Source organism: Pseudomonas sp. s4, from assembly GCF_046764235.1.
Lineage (GTDB): Bacteria > Pseudomonadota > Gammaproteobacteria > Pseudomonadales > Pseudomonadaceae > Aquipseudomonas > Aquipseudomonas asiatica.
The window spans coordinates 5,698,507-5,713,040 of the sequence record NZ_CP177209.1 but is presented as its reverse complement, the minus strand read 5'-3'; the positions used below and the strand labels follow the sequence as shown (position 1 = coordinate 5,713,040).

Sequence of the window (14,534 nt, the reverse complement as noted above, 5' to 3'; positions counted from 1 at the left end):
TGGAGCCTTTGACCCCATGCCGCAGACCAAACACCCCAGCCATACCCCTCAATTGCTCAGCAGCGTGACTGTCGCGCACCTGCCGGCACGTCATGCGCATGCCCACAAAGGCGACTTCGGCCATGTACTGGTGGTCGGTGGCGACCTTGGTACCGGAGGCGCTGTGCTGCTCAGTGCCGAAGCCGCCCTGCGCTGTGGCGCGGGGCTGGTCAGTGTGGCGACCCGGCCCGAACACGTGACTGCCAGCCTGGCGCGCCTGCCGGAGGTCATGTGCCTGGGCGCCAGTTCGGCCAACCAGCTGATGGGCGTGCTGGAGCGCGCTTCGGTGCTGGTGGTCGGCCCTGGTCTGGGCCAGGCAGCCTGGGGTCGCAGCCTGCTGTCGGCGGTGGCCAATGCCGAACGCCCGCAGGTGTGGGACGCCGATGCCCTGAACTTGCTGGCGCGCACCCCGCTGGCCCTGCCCAGTGGCAGCATCCTTACCCCGCACCCCGGGGAGGCGGCGCGGCTGCTGGGCATTTCCACCGAGGCTGTACAGGCGGATCGCCCGGGCGCTGCACGCAAGCTGGCGCGCCGTTACTACAGCGTCTGCGTGCTCAAGGGGGCCGGCACTCTGGTAGCCGACCCGGCCGGGCAACTGCTGTTGTGCGAACGTGGTCACCCGGCCATGGCCGGTGCCGGCCTTGGCGATGTGCTGACCGGCGTGCTGGCGGCGCTGTTGGCCCAAGGCCTGGATGCCTGGCACGCCGCGGGGCTGGGGGTATGGCTGCACGCCTGTGCCGGCGAGCGTCTGGGCGTAAAAGGTAGAGGCCTGGCTGCCAGCGATCTGGCGCCGGTCATTCGTGAGTTGTTGGAGGAGCATTCTGCGTGTCTGGCTTAAACCTGTTTCTGGCCGATGAAGCGGCCACGGTCAAATTTGGCGCACAACTGGCCGAGGTGACCGGCGGTCACGGCGTTATTTTTCTGGAAGGTGACCTGGGTGCGGGCAAAACCACCCTGTCGCGTGGTCTGATTCGTGGCCTGGGCCATACTGGTGCAGTGAAAAGCCCGACCTTCACTGTGGTCGAGCCATACGAAATTGGTGATGTGCGGGCGTTCCATTTCGACCTGTATCGCCTGGTCGATCCGGAAGAGCTGGAGTTCATGGGTATTCGTGACTATTTCGAGGGCGACCCGCTGTGCCTGTTCGAGTGGCCACAAAAGGGTGCGGGCGTTTTGCCAAAGCCCGACCTGACCATTACCATAAGCCCCCAAGCGGGCGGACGCTCGCTGAACCTTTCGCCGCAGGGGGCTCGCGGCGAGGCCTGGTGCGTGGCACTGGCCGAACACTATAAACAGTAAGTGGGGTAGGTATGCGCATACGCGCACTGGTCGCCATCGTTGGGCTGCTGCTGACAACGGTGACCGTTGACGCTCTGGCCGTCACTCAAGTCAAGAGCATGCGCCTGTGGCGCGCGCCGGACAACACGCGGCTGGTCTTTGACCTGTCTGGCCCCGTGCAACACAGCGTCTTCACCCTGAGTGCACCTGATCGCCTGGTTATCGACATCAATGGCGCGACCTTGGCCGCGCCACTGAACGTGGCTACCTCCAATACGCCGATCAGCAGCGTGCGTTCGGCTCAGCGCACCCCGACCGACCTGCGCGTGGTGGTCGACCTGAAAAAGTCGGTGACCCCTAAAAGCTTCACCCTGGCGCCCAATGCCCAATATGGCAACCGGCTGGTGGTCGACCTGTACGATCAGGAGGCTGACGCAATTGCGGCCAGCGCGCCGACTCCGGCACCCACCCCGGTACCAACGCCTGCAACCACGCCGGCGGTGCCGGTGAGCCCGGCCCAGCCTGCCATCAAGCTACCGCCGGTACCCAGCGGAAAGCGTGACATCGTGGTTGCCATCGATGCAGGCCACGGCGGTGAGGACCCGGGTGCGTCCGGCTCGCGTGGCCAGCATGAAAAAGACATCGTGCTGCAGATCGCCAAGGAGTTGCAGCGCCAGATCAACAGCGAGAAAGGCTTCCGGGCCGAGCTGACCCGTACGGGCGACTACTTCATCCCGCTGCGCAAGCGCACGGAAATCGCCCGCAAGAAGGGCGCCGACCTGTTCATCTCGATCCACGCCGACGCCGCGCCGTCCCGCGCCGCCTTTGGTGCCTCGGTATTCGCCCTGTCGGACCGCGGCGCCACCTCGGAGACTGCGCGCTGGCTGGCCGACACGGAAAACCGTTCCGACCTGATCGGTGGTGCCGGTAACGTCAGCCTCGACGACAAGGACCGCATGCTGGCCGGCGTGCTGCTCGACCTGTCGATGACCGCCACGCTCAGCTCCAGCCTCAATGTCGGGCAGAAGGTGCTGGGCAACATGGGCCGCATTACCTCCCTGCACAAGCAGCGGGTGGAACAGGCCGGTTTCATGGTGCTGAAGTCGCCGGATATTCCGTCGATCCTCGTTGAAACCGGGTTCATCTCGAACAACAACGAAGCCGCCAAGCTGGCCACCGCCAGCCATCAGCAGGCCTTGGCCCGTTCGATCCACACTGGTGTGCGCCAGTATTTCCAGCAGAACCCACCGCCGGGCACCTACATCGCCTGGCTGCGCGACACCGGCAAGATCGCCGCTGGCCCGCGTGAGCACACGGTACGCCCTGGCGAGACCCTGGCGATGCTTGCCGTGCGCTACCAGGTCAGCGTGACCAGCCTGCGCAGCACCAACAGCCTCAAGACCGATGAACTGAAGGTCGGCCAGCGCCTCGATATCCCCGCTACCACGTTGGCCTCGCAATGACTGGCGGTTCGCGCATCCAGCTGCTCAGCCCGCGGCTGGCCAACCAGATTGCCGCCGGCGAGGTTGTCGAGCGGCCGGCCTCTGTCGCCAAAGAGTTGCTGGAGAACAGCCTGGACTCCGGCGCCCGGCGTATCGACGTGGAAGTTGAGCAGGGCGGCGTCAAGCTGCTGCGGGTGCGTGACGATGGCAGCGGCATTTCCGCCGACGACCTGCCGCTGGCCCTGGCCCGTCACGCCACCAGCAAGATCCGCGAGCTGGAAGACCTGGAAGGGGTATTGAGCCTGGGCTTCCGTGGTGAGGCCCTGGCCTCGATCAGCTCGGTGGCGCGCCTGACCCTTACCTCGCGTACCGCCAGCGCTACCGAGGCCTGGCAGGTGGAAACCGAAGGCCGCGACATGACCCCGCGGGTGCAGCCGGCGGCGCACCCGGTGGGTACTTCGGTGGAAGTGCGCGACCTGTTCTTCAATACCCCGGCCCGGCGCAAGTTCCTCAAGGCCGAGAAAACCGAATTCGATCACCTGCAGGAAGTGATACGGCGCCTGGCGCTGGCGCGCTTCGATGTCGGCTTCCACCTGCGCCACAACGGCAAGAGCATCCTCAGCCTGCACGAGGCCCACGATGAAACCGCCCGTGCGCGGCGGGTGGGCGCCATCTGCGGCCCGGGCTTCATGGAGCAGGCGCTGCCGATCGACGTGGAACGCAACGGCCTTCGCCTTTGGGGCTGGGTCGGCCTGCCGACGTTCTCGCGCAGCCAGGCAGACCTGCAGTATTTCTTCGTCAACGGCCGTGCGGTGCGCGACAAGCTGGTCGCCCACGCCGTGCGCCAGGCTTACCGCGACGTGCTGTTCAATGGTCGGCACCCGACCTTTGTGCTGTTCCTGGAGCTGGAGCCCAACGGCGTCGACGTCAACGTGCACCCGACCAAGCACGAAGTGCGTTTCCGCGAGGGGCGCTCGGTGCACGACTTCTTGTATGGCACCCTGCATCGCGCCCTGGCCGATGTGCGCCCGGAAGACCAGTTGGCGGCGCCAGTTGCCGTACCCGAAGTGGTCCGCCCCACGGGCCCGCAGGCCGGTGAGTTCGGCCCCCAGGGCGAAATGCGCCTGGCCTCGCCGGTGCTCGAGCAGCCGCGTGGCCCGCAGCAGTCATTCTCCAGCGGTGGTAGTGGTGCGGGTTACCAGTACCAGTACACGCCGCGCCCCTCGCAGCCGCTGCCGGCCGCCGAGGCACAGGCGGTGTATCGCGAATTTTACAAACCGCTGGATGACGGCGCGGTGCCGACGACGCTGCCTGAAAGCCAGGGCGATGTTCCACCGCTGGGCTACGCGTTGGCGCAGCTCAAGGGTATCTACATCCTGGCCGAGAATGCCATTGGCCTGGTGCTGGTAGACATGCACGCCGCTCACGAGCGCATCATGTACGAGCGCCTCAAGGTGGCCATGGCCAGCGAAGGCCTCAGCGGCCAGCCGCTGCTGGTGCCCGAGACCCTGGCCCTGAGCCAGCGTGAAGCAGACTGCGCCGAAGAGCACGCGCAGTGGTTCCAACGGCTGGGTTTCGAACTGCAGCGTCTGGGCCCCGAGACCTTGGCTATCCGCCAGATCCCGGCTTTGCTCAAGCAGGCCGAGGCCAACCGCCTGGTGCAGGATGTACTCGCCGACCTGATGGAATACGGCACCAGCGACCGTATCCAGGCGCACCTCAACGAGCTGCTCGGTACCATGGCCTGTCACGGTGCCGTGCGCGCCAACCGGCGCCTGGCGATCCCCGAGATGAACGCCCTGCTGCGTGACATGGAAAACACCGAGCGCAGCGGCCAGTGCAACCATGGTCGCCCCACCTGGACCCAGATGGGCCTGGACGACCTGGACAAACTCTTCCTGCGCGGTCGATGAAATGAGCGGCAAGCCCCCTGCAATATTCCTGATGGGCCCGACGGCGGCCGGCAAGACCGACCTGGCCATCGAGCTGACCAAAGTACTGCCGTGCGAGCTGATCAGCGTCGATTCGGCGCTGGTCTACCGCGGCATGGACATCGGTTCGGCCAAGCCCTCCAAAGAAATCCTCGCCGCCCACCCGCACCGGCTGATCGACATTCGCGACCCGGCCGAAAGCTATTCGGCTGCGCAGTTCCGTGCCGATGCCCTGGAAGCCATGGCCGAGATCACCGCACGCGGCAAGATCCCGTTGCTGGTGGGCGGCACCATGCTCTATTACAAGGCGTTGATCGATGGCCTGGCCGATATGCCGGCGGCCGATGCCGCGGTGCGTGCCGAGCTGGAAGCCCAGGCCGAAGCGCTGGGGCTGGCCGAGTTGCACCGCCAGTTGGCCGAGGTTGACCCTGAGTCGGCGGCGCGTATCCACCCCAACGACCCGCAGCGATTGATCAGGGCGTTGGAGGTTTACCGGGTGAGTGGCGAGAGCATGACGGCACATCGACAGCGTCAATTCGCGGAAAGTCGCGGCGCAGACGCAGGCGCTGGCGGACATTTGCCCTATACTGTCGCGAGTTTGGCGATTGCTCCTACAGATCGTCACATTTTGCATCAGCGAATTGCGTTACGATTTTCACAGATGCTGGAACAGGGCTTCGTCGACGAGGTCCGATCGCTGCGAGCCAGAAGTGACTTGCACGCCGGGCTGCCGTCTATACGGGCAGTGGGGTATCGGCAGGTCTGGGATTACCTGGACGGCAAGCTGACTGAGAATGAGATGCGTGAACGCGGTATCATTGCCACCAGGCAGCTGGCCAAGCGGCAGTTCACCTGGTTGCGTGGCTGGCCTGAAGTACACTGGCTTGACAGCCTGGCCTGCGACAATCTGTCCCGCACCTTGAAATACCTTGGGGCCATCTCCATATTGAGCTGAGTCCCTGCTGATTGCCGTCTATTCTTGCGAAGGGGCGGCCTAATTTATCGATTTTCTTGATTTTCTATTATTGATCCTTACAGGAGTGCGGCATATGTCAAAAGGGCATTCGCTACAAGACCCTTACTTGAACACCTTGAGAAAAGAAAAGGTCCCGGTATCCATCTATCTGGTCAACGGCATCAAACTGCAGGGTTCGATCGAGTCCTTCGACCAGTTCGTGGTACTGCTGAAGAACACCGTCAGCCAGATGGTCTACAAGCACGCCATCTCGACCGTGGTTCCTGCCCGTCCGGTTCGCCTGCCAAGCCCGTCCGATTCCGAACACGGCGACAGCGAGCCAGGCAACGCCTGATAGGAGCCTGCATTGTTCTTTGAGCGCCACGGTGGTGGTGAGCGGGCGTTGCTCGTTCACTTGGAAGGTCAGAACCCTGAGGCGCGCGAAGACCCGCAGGAGTTTCAGGAACTGGCATTGTCGGCCGGTGCCGACATCGTCTCGCTGGTCACGGTGGCAAGGCATCAGCCTTCCGCCAAATACCTGATTGGCAGTGGCAAGGTCGAAGAGTTGCACGACCTGGTCCATGCCGAGCAGGTAGACCTGGTGATTTTCAATCACACCCTCACGCCCAGCCAGGAGCGCAACCTCGAGCGTGTGTTCGAGTGTCGTGTGCTCGACCGCACCGGGTTGATTCTCGATATCTTCGCCCAACGGGCGCGTACCCATGAAGGCAAGCTGCAGGTCGAACTGGCCCAGCTCGAGCACATGAGCACGCGGCTGGTGCGCGGCTGGACCCACCTTGAGCGACAGAAGGGTGGTATCGGCCTGCGCGGCCCGGGTGAAACCCAGCTGGAAACCGACCGCCGCCTGTTGCGGGTGCGCATTCGCCAGATCAAGTCACGCCTGGAGAAGGTGCGCAGCCAGCGCGAGCAGGCACGCCGCGGGCGCAAGCGTGCGGACATTCCGTCGGTATCGCTGGTGGGTTATACCAACGCCGGCAAGTCCACGCTGTTCAACGCCCTGACAGAATCCGAGGTGTATGCCGCGGACCAGCTGTTCGCCACCCTCGACCCGACCCTGCGCCGGCTCGAGCTGAACGACCTGGGGCCGATCGTGCTGGCCGACACCGTGGGCTTCATTCGCCACCTGCCGCACAAGCTGGTAGAGGCATTTCGGGCTACGCTCGAAGAGTCGAGCAATTCCGACTTGTTGCTGCATGTGATCGATGCCCATGAGCCGGAGCGCATGGAGCAGATCGAGCAGGTGCTGGCGGTGTTGGGCGAGATTGGCGCCGAAGGGTTGCCGATCCTCGAGGTGTATAACAAACTCGACTTGCTCGAAGATGTCGAGCCGCAGATCCAGCGCAATGCCGATGGCAAGCCGGAACGGGTCTGGGTATCGGCACGCGATGGGCGTGGCCTGGAGCTGGTCGGCCAGGCGATTGCCGAGTTGCTGGGGGATGATCTGTTTGTCGGTACCCTGTGTCTGGAGCAGCGTTTTGCCCGCTTGCGCGCGCAATTCTTTGCCTTGGGTGCCGTGCAGAGTGAAGAGCATGATGAAGAAGGGCGCAGCCTGCTGAGCGTGCGACTGCCCATGGTCGAACTGAATCGCCTGGTCAGCCGCGAAGGCATGGAGCCGCAAGTGTTTGTCGAGCAACACACTTTGCAATAAATGCTCGTCGAGGTCGCCGGGCAGCAGTGACAGGCATTCTGTAGCATTGGACGGCGCGCCGTGGGCGCGTCTTTGCTTTATCAGATGGAGAGCGCTATGGCTTGGAACGAGCCGGGTGGCAACTCGAACAATCAGGATCCCTGGGGCGGTCGCCGGAATGGCGGTGGCGGCGGTGGTGACAAGAAAGGTCCACCGGACCTGGACGAGGCCTTCCGCAAATTGCAGGACAGCCTGAACGGCATGTTCGGCAGTGGCAAGAAACGTGGCGGCGGTGGCCGCAATGTCGGCAAGGGCGGTGGCCTGGGCCTGCTGGGCATCGGCCTGGCGGTGCTGGCTGCTATCTGGCTGTACAGCGCCGTGTACGTGGTCGACGAGCAGGAGCAGGCCGTGGTGCTGCGCTTCGGCAAGTACTATGAGACGGTCGGCCCCGGCCTGAACATCTACTTCCCGCCGATCGATCGCAAGTACATGGAGAACGTCACGCGCGAGCGTGCCTATACCAAGCAGGGCCAGATGCTGACCGAAGACGAGAACATCGTCGAGGTACCGCTGACCGTCCAGTACAAGATCAGCAACCTGCAGGACTTCGTGCTCAACGTCGACCAGCCTGAGGTCAGCCTGCAGCACGCGACCGAGAGTGCCCTGCGCCATGTGGTGGGCTCCACCTCGATGGACCAGGTGCTGACCGAAGGTCGTGAGCAGATGGCCGTGGATATCCGCGAGCGCCTGCAGCGTTTCCTCGACACCTACCGTACCGGTATCACTGTCACCCAGGTCAACGTACAGAGCGCGGCTGCACCGCGTGAAGTGCAGGAAGCCTTCGACGACGTGATCCGAGCCCGTGAAGACGAGCAGCGTGCCCGCAACCAGGCCGAGTCCTACGCCAATGGCGTGGTACCGGAAGCCCGTGGTCAGGCCCAGCGCATCATCGAGGACGCCAACGGTTACCGCGACGAAGTCATTGCCCGCGCCAAGGGTGAGGCCGATCGCTTCACCAAGCTGGTCGCCGAGTACCGCAAGGCACCTGACGTGACCCGTCAGCGCCTGTATCTGGAGACCATGCAAGAGGTCTACAGCAATTCGAGCAAGGTCATGGTGGCAACCAAGGACGGGCAGAACAACCTGCTCTACCTGCCGCTGGACAAGATGGTCGAAGGCAGCCGCAACTCGTCCGCGCCGACCACCAGCGTGTCGCCATCGGTCAACGATGCGGCCGCCCGTGCGGCGCAGGACCTGCAACAGCAACAGCAGCCGCTGCGTACTAGGGAGAGCCGCTGATGAGCAACAGATCGCTGATCGCCCTGATCGCCGCCGTGGTCCTGGCCATCGTGGCCTGGAACAGCTTCTACATCGTGTCCCAGACCGAGCGTGCGGTATTGCTGCGCTTCGGTAAGGTAGTCCAGGCGGATGTACAGCCGGGCATGCACGTGAAGATTCCGTACGTGAACCAGGTGCGCAAGTTCGACGCCCGCCTGATGACCCTCGACGCCCCGACCCAGCGGTTCCTGACTCTGGAGAAGAAAGCGGTGATGGTCGACGCCTACGCCAAGTGGCGCGTCAAGGACGCCGAACGTTTCTACACCGCCACATCCGGCATGAAACAGATCGCCGACGAGCGTCTGTCGCGTCGTCTGGAAAGCGGCCTGCGTGACCAGTTCGGTAAACGTACCCTGCATGAAGTGGTTTCCGGTGAACGTGACGCGCTGATGGCTGACATCACTGCTTCGCTGAACCGCATGGCCGCCAAGGAGTTGGGTATCGAGGTGGTCGACGTGCGCGTCAAGGCCATCGACCTGCCGAAGGAAGTCAACCGCAGCGTGTTCGACCGCATGAGCACCGAGCGTGAACGTGAAGCCCGCGAGCACCGCGCCAAGGGTAACGAGTTGGCTGAAGGTATCCGTGCCGATGCCGATCGTCAGCGCCGCGTACTGCTGGCTGAGGCCTATCGCGAAGCAGAGGAAACCCGCGGTGACGGCGACGCCCAGGCGGCCGCCATCTACGCCAAGGCCTACACCCAGGACGCTGATTTCTATGCGTTCTACCGTAGTCTGCAGGCGTACCGCGAGAGCTTCTCGAGCAAGAGCGACGTGCTGGTCCTGGACCCGAAGAACGAGTTCTTCCGCTTCCTGGACAAGAGCAGGCCGTGATGCTCAGGCCCTGATTTTCATGCGGCGGCGCCCCGCCTGGCAGCTAAAACGCCAGGCGGGGTGCATCCTTAATGAAAAGGGGTGTATGATGAGGCAGCCGGGAAATTTCCCGGCTTTTTTGCGTCTGCAAGGTTGATTGGCAAACCGCCAGTTGGCGGATTGGTCAGGTCGCAAGGCAATTCGAGGGTGTCGGGTACGGTGGCTGCGCTGGGATCAGTGCTGCCCGCTGCTGTGCGCGATACCGGCTTTACTGACGGCTCGCCTGCTGGCAAGCCGCCCGGACCAGAGGGGAAATGGCGTAATGGCAACGGTAGACCGCTGGCTGCTGCCAGATGGCATCGAGGAAGTACTGCCACCTGAGGCCGCGCGCATCGAGATCGCGCGCCGCCAGGTGTTGGACCTGTTCCAGAGTTGGGGCTACGAGCTGGTCGTCACCCCGCATATCGAGTACCTGGAGTCGCTGCTCACCGGCGCCGGCCAGGACCTGGATCAGCGCACCTTCAAGGTAGTAGACCCGCAGTCCGGTCGCCTGATGGGCTTCCGCGCCGACTTCACCCCGCAGGTGGCGCGCATTGACGCCCACACCCTGCGCCGTGAAGGCCCGAGCCGCCTGTGCTATGCCGGCAGCGTGCTGCACGCCCAGCCGCGTGCCCTGTCCACCTCGCGTAGCCCGATCCAGCTGGGTGCCGAGCTGTACGGCGACGCCAGCCCCACCAGCGATGTCGAAGTCATCAGCCTGATGCTCGCCACGCTGCAGCTGACCGATGTGCCAGATGTGCACATGGACCTGGGCCACGTCGGTATCTACCGCGGCCTGGCCCGTGCTGCCGGCCTGTCCGGCGCGGTCGAGCAGCAGCTGTTCGACGCCCTGCAGCGCAAGGCCGTGGATGAGGTTCAGGTGCTGACCGCCGACCTGCCGAAGGACCTGGGCAACATGCTGCGCGCGCTGGTGGAACTGTGCGGTGGCCGCGAAGTGCTGGCCGAAGCCCGCGTGCGCCTGGGCCGAGCCCCGGCCAGCGTGCTGGCGGCGCTGGACGACCTGCTGGCGATCGCCGATCGCCTGGCGTCGCGCTTCCCGGACCTGCCGCTGTACTTCGACCTCGGCGAGCTGCGCGGTTACCACTATCACACAGGCGTGGTGTTCGCCGTGTTCGTGCCGGGCGAAGGCCAATCGATCGCCCAGGGCGGGCGCTATGACGACATCGGCGCCGATTTCGGCCGGGCCCGCCCGGCCACCGGTTTCTCCACGGATTTGAAGACCCTGGTCACACTGGGGCGAGCGGAGGTCGTATTGCCAACTGGCGGCATCTGGATGCCGGACAGTGGCGACGCGGCCCTCTGGCAGCAAGTCTGCCAGTTGCGCAACGAGGGCCAGCGTGTGGTCCAGGCCCTGCCTGGCCAGCCGTTGAGTGCTGCTCTCGAGGCGGATTGTGATCGGCAATTGATTCAGCAAGACGGGCGCTGGCAGGTTCTGCCGCTGGCCCAGTGAGTTTCTGCGCCGGCAGTAGGCCGGCAACCAAGTTTGCGTGAATGAGGACCAATGTAATGGGTAAGAATGTCGTCGTCCTGGGCACCCAGTGGGGTGATGAGGGCAAAGGCAAGATCGTCGATCTGCTGACCGAACATGCTGCCGCCGTAGTGCGCTACCAGGGTGGCCACAACGCGGGTCACACCCTGGTGATCAACGGTGAAAAGACCGTTCTGCACCTGATTCCGTCCGGCATCCTGCGTGAAGGCGTACAGTGCCTGATCGGCAACGGCGTGGTCGTTGCCCCGGATGCCCTGATGCGTGAAATCACCAAGCTGGAAGAGAAGGGCGTGCCGGTGCGCGAGCGTCTGCGCATCAGCCCGGCTGCGCCGCTGATCCTGTCGTACCACGTTGCCCTGGACCAGGCCCGCGAAAAAGCCCGCGGCGAAGCCAAGATCGGTACCACCGGCCGCGGTATCGGCCCAGCCTACGAAGACAAGGTCGCACGCCGCGGCCTGCGCGTGGGCGACCTGTTCCACCGCGAGCGTTTCGCCGCCAAGCTGGGTGAGCTGCTGGACTACCACAACTTCCAGCTGGTGAACTACTACAAAGAGCCGGCCATCGACTTCCAGCAGACCCTGGACGAGTGCATGGCCTATGCCGAACAGCTCAAGCCGATGATGCTCGACGTTACCGCCGAGCTGCATAACCTGCGTCGTGCCGGCAAGGACATCATGTTCGAAGGCGCCCAGGGCTCGCTGCTGGACATCGACCACGGTACCTACCCGTACGTCACCAGCTCCAACACCACCGCTGGCGGTATCTCCACCGGTTCTGGCGTTGGCCCGATGTACCTGGACTACATCTTGGGTATCACCAAGGCCTACACCACTCGCGTAGGTTCCGGTCCGTTCCCGACCGAACTGTTCGACGAGACTGGCGCTACCCTGGCCAAGCGTGGCCATGAGTTCGGCTCCACCACCGGCCGTGCGCGCCGTTGCGGCTGGTTCGATGCCGTGATCCTGCGTCGCGCCATCGACGTCAACAGCATCTCGGGCATCTGCCTGACCAAGCTGGACGTACTGGATGGCCTGGAAACCATCAACATCTGCGTTGGCTACAAGAACGAGAACGGTGCCGTCATCGACGCGCCTTCCGATGCCGACAGCTACATCGGCCTGGAGCCGGTGTACGAAGAGATGCCAGGCTGGAGCGAGTCGACCCTGGGCGTGAAAACCCTGGAAGAACTGCCAGCCAACGCTCGCGCCTACATCAAGCGCATCGAAGAGCTGATCGGCGCGCCGATCGACATCATCTCCACCGGCCCGGACCGCAACGAGACCATCGTTCTGCGTCATCCGTTCGCCTGATCTGCCTTCCAGGCTGATCTGACGCCGTGGCCCTGAAAGGGGCTGCGGCGTTTTCATTTGTGGGGTATGCCTGTACTGGCCCTATCGCCGGCAAGCCGGCTCCCACAGGGACCTCGCAACCCCCAAGACTTGTGGTGAACCTGTGGGAGCTGGCTTGCCGGCGATAGGGCCGGTGCAGGCAAGCACACTGCTGAACCTTGGCATTTATCCCTGCTGCCTCCGGCACAACCCTTGCTGTAAGAAGTTTCTGTAGATGCCATCAGAATAGTGGCGCCAGAAAACACGAGGGTTCACCGTGTCTGCCATCCTCTCACTGTTACGAAGCCGCCTTTTGCGGCCTGTGTTTGTTGCCCTTGGTATCGCTCTTTTGGTGCAGGTGCTGGTCGCCGTTGCGCTTACCCGAAGCACGGTCACCGCCCTGGAAGCCGACCTGGGTGAACGCCTGGGCAATGACAGCCGCCAACTCGCCAGTGAGTTGGAGCAAGCCGGGCAAGATGTGCGCTCAGGCCTCGACGGCCTCTCCAGCAGCACCCGCCAGCGCCTGAGTGCAGGTTTGTCGGCACGCCTGCAAAGCGAGCAGCAGCAGCTGCGGAGCACGCTGGAGAAGAACCTCAAGGACTCCGCTAACGATATGGCCGAGCTGCTGGCTTCGGTCGCCCCGCGGGCGATCTGGGACAACGATGTGCCGGTGCTCTCCGACTTCGCGCGCCGCGCCCAGCGCAACCCCAACGTGCTGTTTGTGGTTTACGACGACGCTCAGGGCCAGCACCTTACCCGCTACCTGAACCGGCAGAACCCGATCAACCAGGCGTTGATGGAAAAAGGTCAGGGCGAGCGTGCGCTGGACAAGGTGATCGACGCGGCACGGCGGGACCCGGCGGTGTACTTCGTCGAGGCCTCGATCAGCCCCAATGGTGCAGAGATCGGCAAAGTGGTGATGGGCGTTTCCACCGCCGGCATTGACCAGGAGCTCAAGGCCCTCGACCAGCGCTTCGCCGCCCTTATCACCAGTGGCGAGCAACTGGTCGGTGACAGCCTGGTCGGTGCTGCGGCCGAGAGTGGCAACACCCTGCGCGAGCGTTTGGAAAAGGCCCAGGGCAGCGCCGCCGCGATGCAGGCCAATACAGCACAGACGGTTCGCGATGCTGCTGCAGAGCTGCGTTGGCGCATCGGCCTGGGGCTGGTGCTGGTCGGCCTGGGGGTGCTGCTGGTGGTAGCCGTGGTGCTTGGCCGGCGGGTGTTGAGCAAGCTGCGCCTGCTGATCGCTGCACTCGACGACCTCGCTGCCGGTGAAGGTGACCTGACCAAGCGCGTGCTGCTCGACAGCCGCGATGAAATCGGCGACATGGCCTCGGCGGTGAACCGCTTTGTCGACAAGCTGCAGCCCATCGTGCGCGAGGCCGGCGAGGTGGCGCAGCGTACCGGCGTTGAGATTGGCGCAATGGCCCAGCGCAATGCCGGCGCCGATGCTGCCGCTGCGCTGCAACGCGATGAAGTGGCGGCCAGCCTGCGCGACCTGTCGAGCATGGCCGACGAGGCCCAGGCTGAAAGCCACGCGATGCAGGCAGCCCTGCAGCAGGTGGTGGATATCCGCCAGGCAACTGACGAGAACAGCCGCACATCAACCCAGCTAGCCGGTTTGATCGAGAACCTGGCCGGGCAGGTGGAGGCCGGCTCCCAGGTGATCGAGCGCCTGGCCAAGCAGAGCGAGCAGATCGAAGTGGTGCTGACGGTTATCCACGGCATCGCCGAACAGACCAACCTGCTGGCCTTGAACGCGGCCATCGAAGCCGCCCGTGCTGGCGAAACCGGGCGCGGGTTTGCCGTGGTGGCCGATGAGGTGCGGGCGCTGGCGAGCAAGACGCAAAGTTCCACGGGAGATATCCAGGCGCATATCGCCGCGCTGCAAAAGGGCGCCAAGGAAGCTGTGGCAACTATCAGCCAGGCCGGGCTCAAGGCCAGCGAAGGCCTGCTGGTGCTGCGCGACAACGAACGTCGCCAGCAGTCGGTGCAGGCGGCGGTGGAGCAGGTGCATGCAGCCATCGGCCTGGCCACCCGAGCGGCCGAGCAGCAGGCGAACGGGGCGCAGGCAGTGCGTGGGCGTGTGGAGACTATCCATGCTCAGGCTGAGCGCTCGGCTGAAGTGGTGATGCAGACCACGGCCAGTAGCAAGGTGCTGGATGACTTGGCGGCGCAGTTGCGGGCTAGCCTTGGCCAATTCCGCGCCTGATCAAT

12 protein-coding genes and 1 pseudogene are annotated in these 14,534 nt (G+C 64.1%); all 13 read left to right on the top strand.

Annotated elements, in window-relative coordinates; all coding sequences use genetic code 11:
• The first annotated feature begins 16 nt into the window (after positions 1-16).
• Positions 17-877, top strand: a complete 861-nt coding sequence (locus tag ACK56M_RS26555; protein ID WP_411959147.1) for an NAD(P)H-hydrate dehydratase — start codon at positions 17-19, stop codon at positions 875-877.
• Positions 865-1,338, top strand: coding sequence for a tRNA (adenosine(37)-N6)-threonylcarbamoyltransferase complex ATPase subunit type 1 TsaE (tsaE, locus tag ACK56M_RS26550; protein ID WP_015272009.1), 474 nt, complete (start codon positions 865-867; stop codon positions 1,336-1,338). Before ACK56M_RS26555 ends, tsaE begins: the two co-directional genes overlap by 13 nt.
• Before the next feature lie 11 nt (positions 1,339-1,349).
• A complete protein-coding gene (locus ACK56M_RS26545) occupies positions 1,350-2,780 on the top strand; it encodes an N-acetylmuramoyl-L-alanine amidase (RefSeq protein WP_191472080.1) in 1,431 nt (476 codons plus the stop codon).
• On the top strand, positions 2,777-4,672 hold the full coding sequence (gene mutL / locus ACK56M_RS26540; protein ID WP_100413016.1) for a DNA mismatch repair endonuclease MutL: 1,896 nt from the start codon (positions 2,777-2,779) through the stop codon (positions 4,670-4,672). The genes ACK56M_RS26545 and mutL overlap by 4 nt, the downstream gene beginning before the upstream one ends.
• A 1-nt stretch (position 4,673) precedes the next feature.
• Positions 4,674-5,645, top strand: coding sequence for a tRNA (adenosine(37)-N6)-dimethylallyltransferase MiaA (miaA, locus tag ACK56M_RS26535; RefSeq protein WP_013974436.1), 972 nt, complete (start codon positions 4,674-4,676; stop codon positions 5,643-5,645).
• A gap of 94 nt (positions 5,646-5,739) precedes the next feature.
• On the top strand, positions 5,740-6,000 hold the full coding sequence (hfq, locus tag ACK56M_RS26530) for an RNA chaperone Hfq (RefSeq protein ID WP_003258160.1): 261 nt from the start codon (positions 5,740-5,742) through the stop codon (positions 5,998-6,000).
• Between the two features lie 12 nt (positions 6,001-6,012).
• Positions 6,013-7,314 (top strand): ribosome rescue GTPase HflX, encoded by a 1,302-nt coding sequence (gene hflX, locus ACK56M_RS26525; protein WP_015272005.1) that lies wholly within the window; start codon positions 6,013-6,015, stop codon positions 7,312-7,314.
• Positions 7,315-7,410: 96 nt separating this feature from the next.
• On the top strand, positions 7,411-8,592 hold the full coding sequence (gene hflK / locus ACK56M_RS26520) for an FtsH protease activity modulator HflK (protein WP_015272004.1): 1,182 nt from the start codon (positions 7,411-7,413) through the stop codon (positions 8,590-8,592).
• Complete coding sequence (gene hflC / locus ACK56M_RS26515; RefSeq protein ID WP_013974432.1) at positions 8,592-9,461, top strand: protease modulator HflC; 870 nt, start codon at positions 8,592-8,594, stop codon at positions 9,459-9,461. The genes hflK and hflC overlap by 1 nt, the downstream gene beginning before the upstream one ends.
• Before the next feature lie 301 nt (positions 9,462-9,762).
• Complete coding sequence (locus ACK56M_RS26510; protein ID WP_013974431.1) at positions 9,763-10,950, top strand: ATP phosphoribosyltransferase regulatory subunit; 1,188 nt, start codon at positions 9,763-9,765, stop codon at positions 10,948-10,950.
• 56 nt (positions 10,951-11,006) lie between these two features.
• The gene (locus ACK56M_RS26505; protein ID WP_013974430.1) at positions 11,007-12,299 is read left to right on the top strand and encodes an adenylosuccinate synthase; all 1,293 of its coding nucleotides are present in this window, start codon (positions 11,007-11,009) and stop codon (positions 12,297-12,299) included.
• A 631-nt stretch (positions 12,300-12,930) separates the two neighbouring features.
• Positions 12,931-13,623, top strand: a pseudogene (locus ACK56M_RS26500) (methyl-accepting chemotaxis protein); the annotation flags it as partial.
• 21 nt (positions 13,624-13,644) lie between these two features.
• Complete coding sequence (locus tag ACK56M_RS26495) at positions 13,645-14,529, top strand: methyl-accepting chemotaxis protein (protein WP_374709148.1); 885 nt, start codon at positions 13,645-13,647, stop codon at positions 14,527-14,529.
• Positions 14,530-14,534: the final 5 nt, after the last annotated feature.

What these genes read in the sequence shown, in the direction of transcription:
- mutL (WP_100413016.1), top strand. Translation starts at nt 2,777, where the DNA reads ATGACTGGCGGTTCGCGCATCCAGCTGCTCAGCCCGCGGCTGGCCAAC.
- ACK56M_RS26495 (WP_374709148.1), top strand. Translation starts at nt 13,645, where the DNA reads ATGGCCTCGGCGGTGAACCGCTTTGTCGACAAGCTGCAGCCCATCGTG.
- ACK56M_RS26510 (WP_013974431.1), top strand. Translation starts at nt 9,763, where the DNA reads ATGGCAACGGTAGACCGCTGGCTGCTGCCAGATGGCATCGAGGAAGTA.
- ACK56M_RS26545 (WP_191472080.1), top strand. Translation starts at nt 1,350, where the DNA reads ATGCGCATACGCGCACTGGTCGCCATCGTTGGGCTGCTGCTGACAACG.
- hflC (WP_013974432.1), top strand. Translation starts at nt 8,592, where the DNA reads ATGAGCAACAGATCGCTGATCGCCCTGATCGCCGCCGTGGTCCTGGCC.
- hfq (WP_003258160.1), top strand. Translation starts at nt 5,740, where the DNA reads ATGTCAAAAGGGCATTCGCTACAAGACCCTTACTTGAACACCTTGAGA.
- ACK56M_RS26555 (WP_411959147.1), top strand. Translation starts at nt 17, where the DNA reads ATGCCGCAGACCAAACACCCCAGCCATACCCCTCAATTGCTCAGCAGC.
- miaA (WP_013974436.1), top strand. Translation starts at nt 4,674, where the DNA reads ATGAGCGGCAAGCCCCCTGCAATATTCCTGATGGGCCCGACGGCGGCC.
- hflK (WP_015272004.1), top strand. Translation starts at nt 7,411, where the DNA reads ATGGCTTGGAACGAGCCGGGTGGCAACTCGAACAATCAGGATCCCTGG.
- ACK56M_RS26505 (WP_013974430.1), top strand. Translation starts at nt 11,007, where the DNA reads ATGGGTAAGAATGTCGTCGTCCTGGGCACCCAGTGGGGTGATGAGGGC.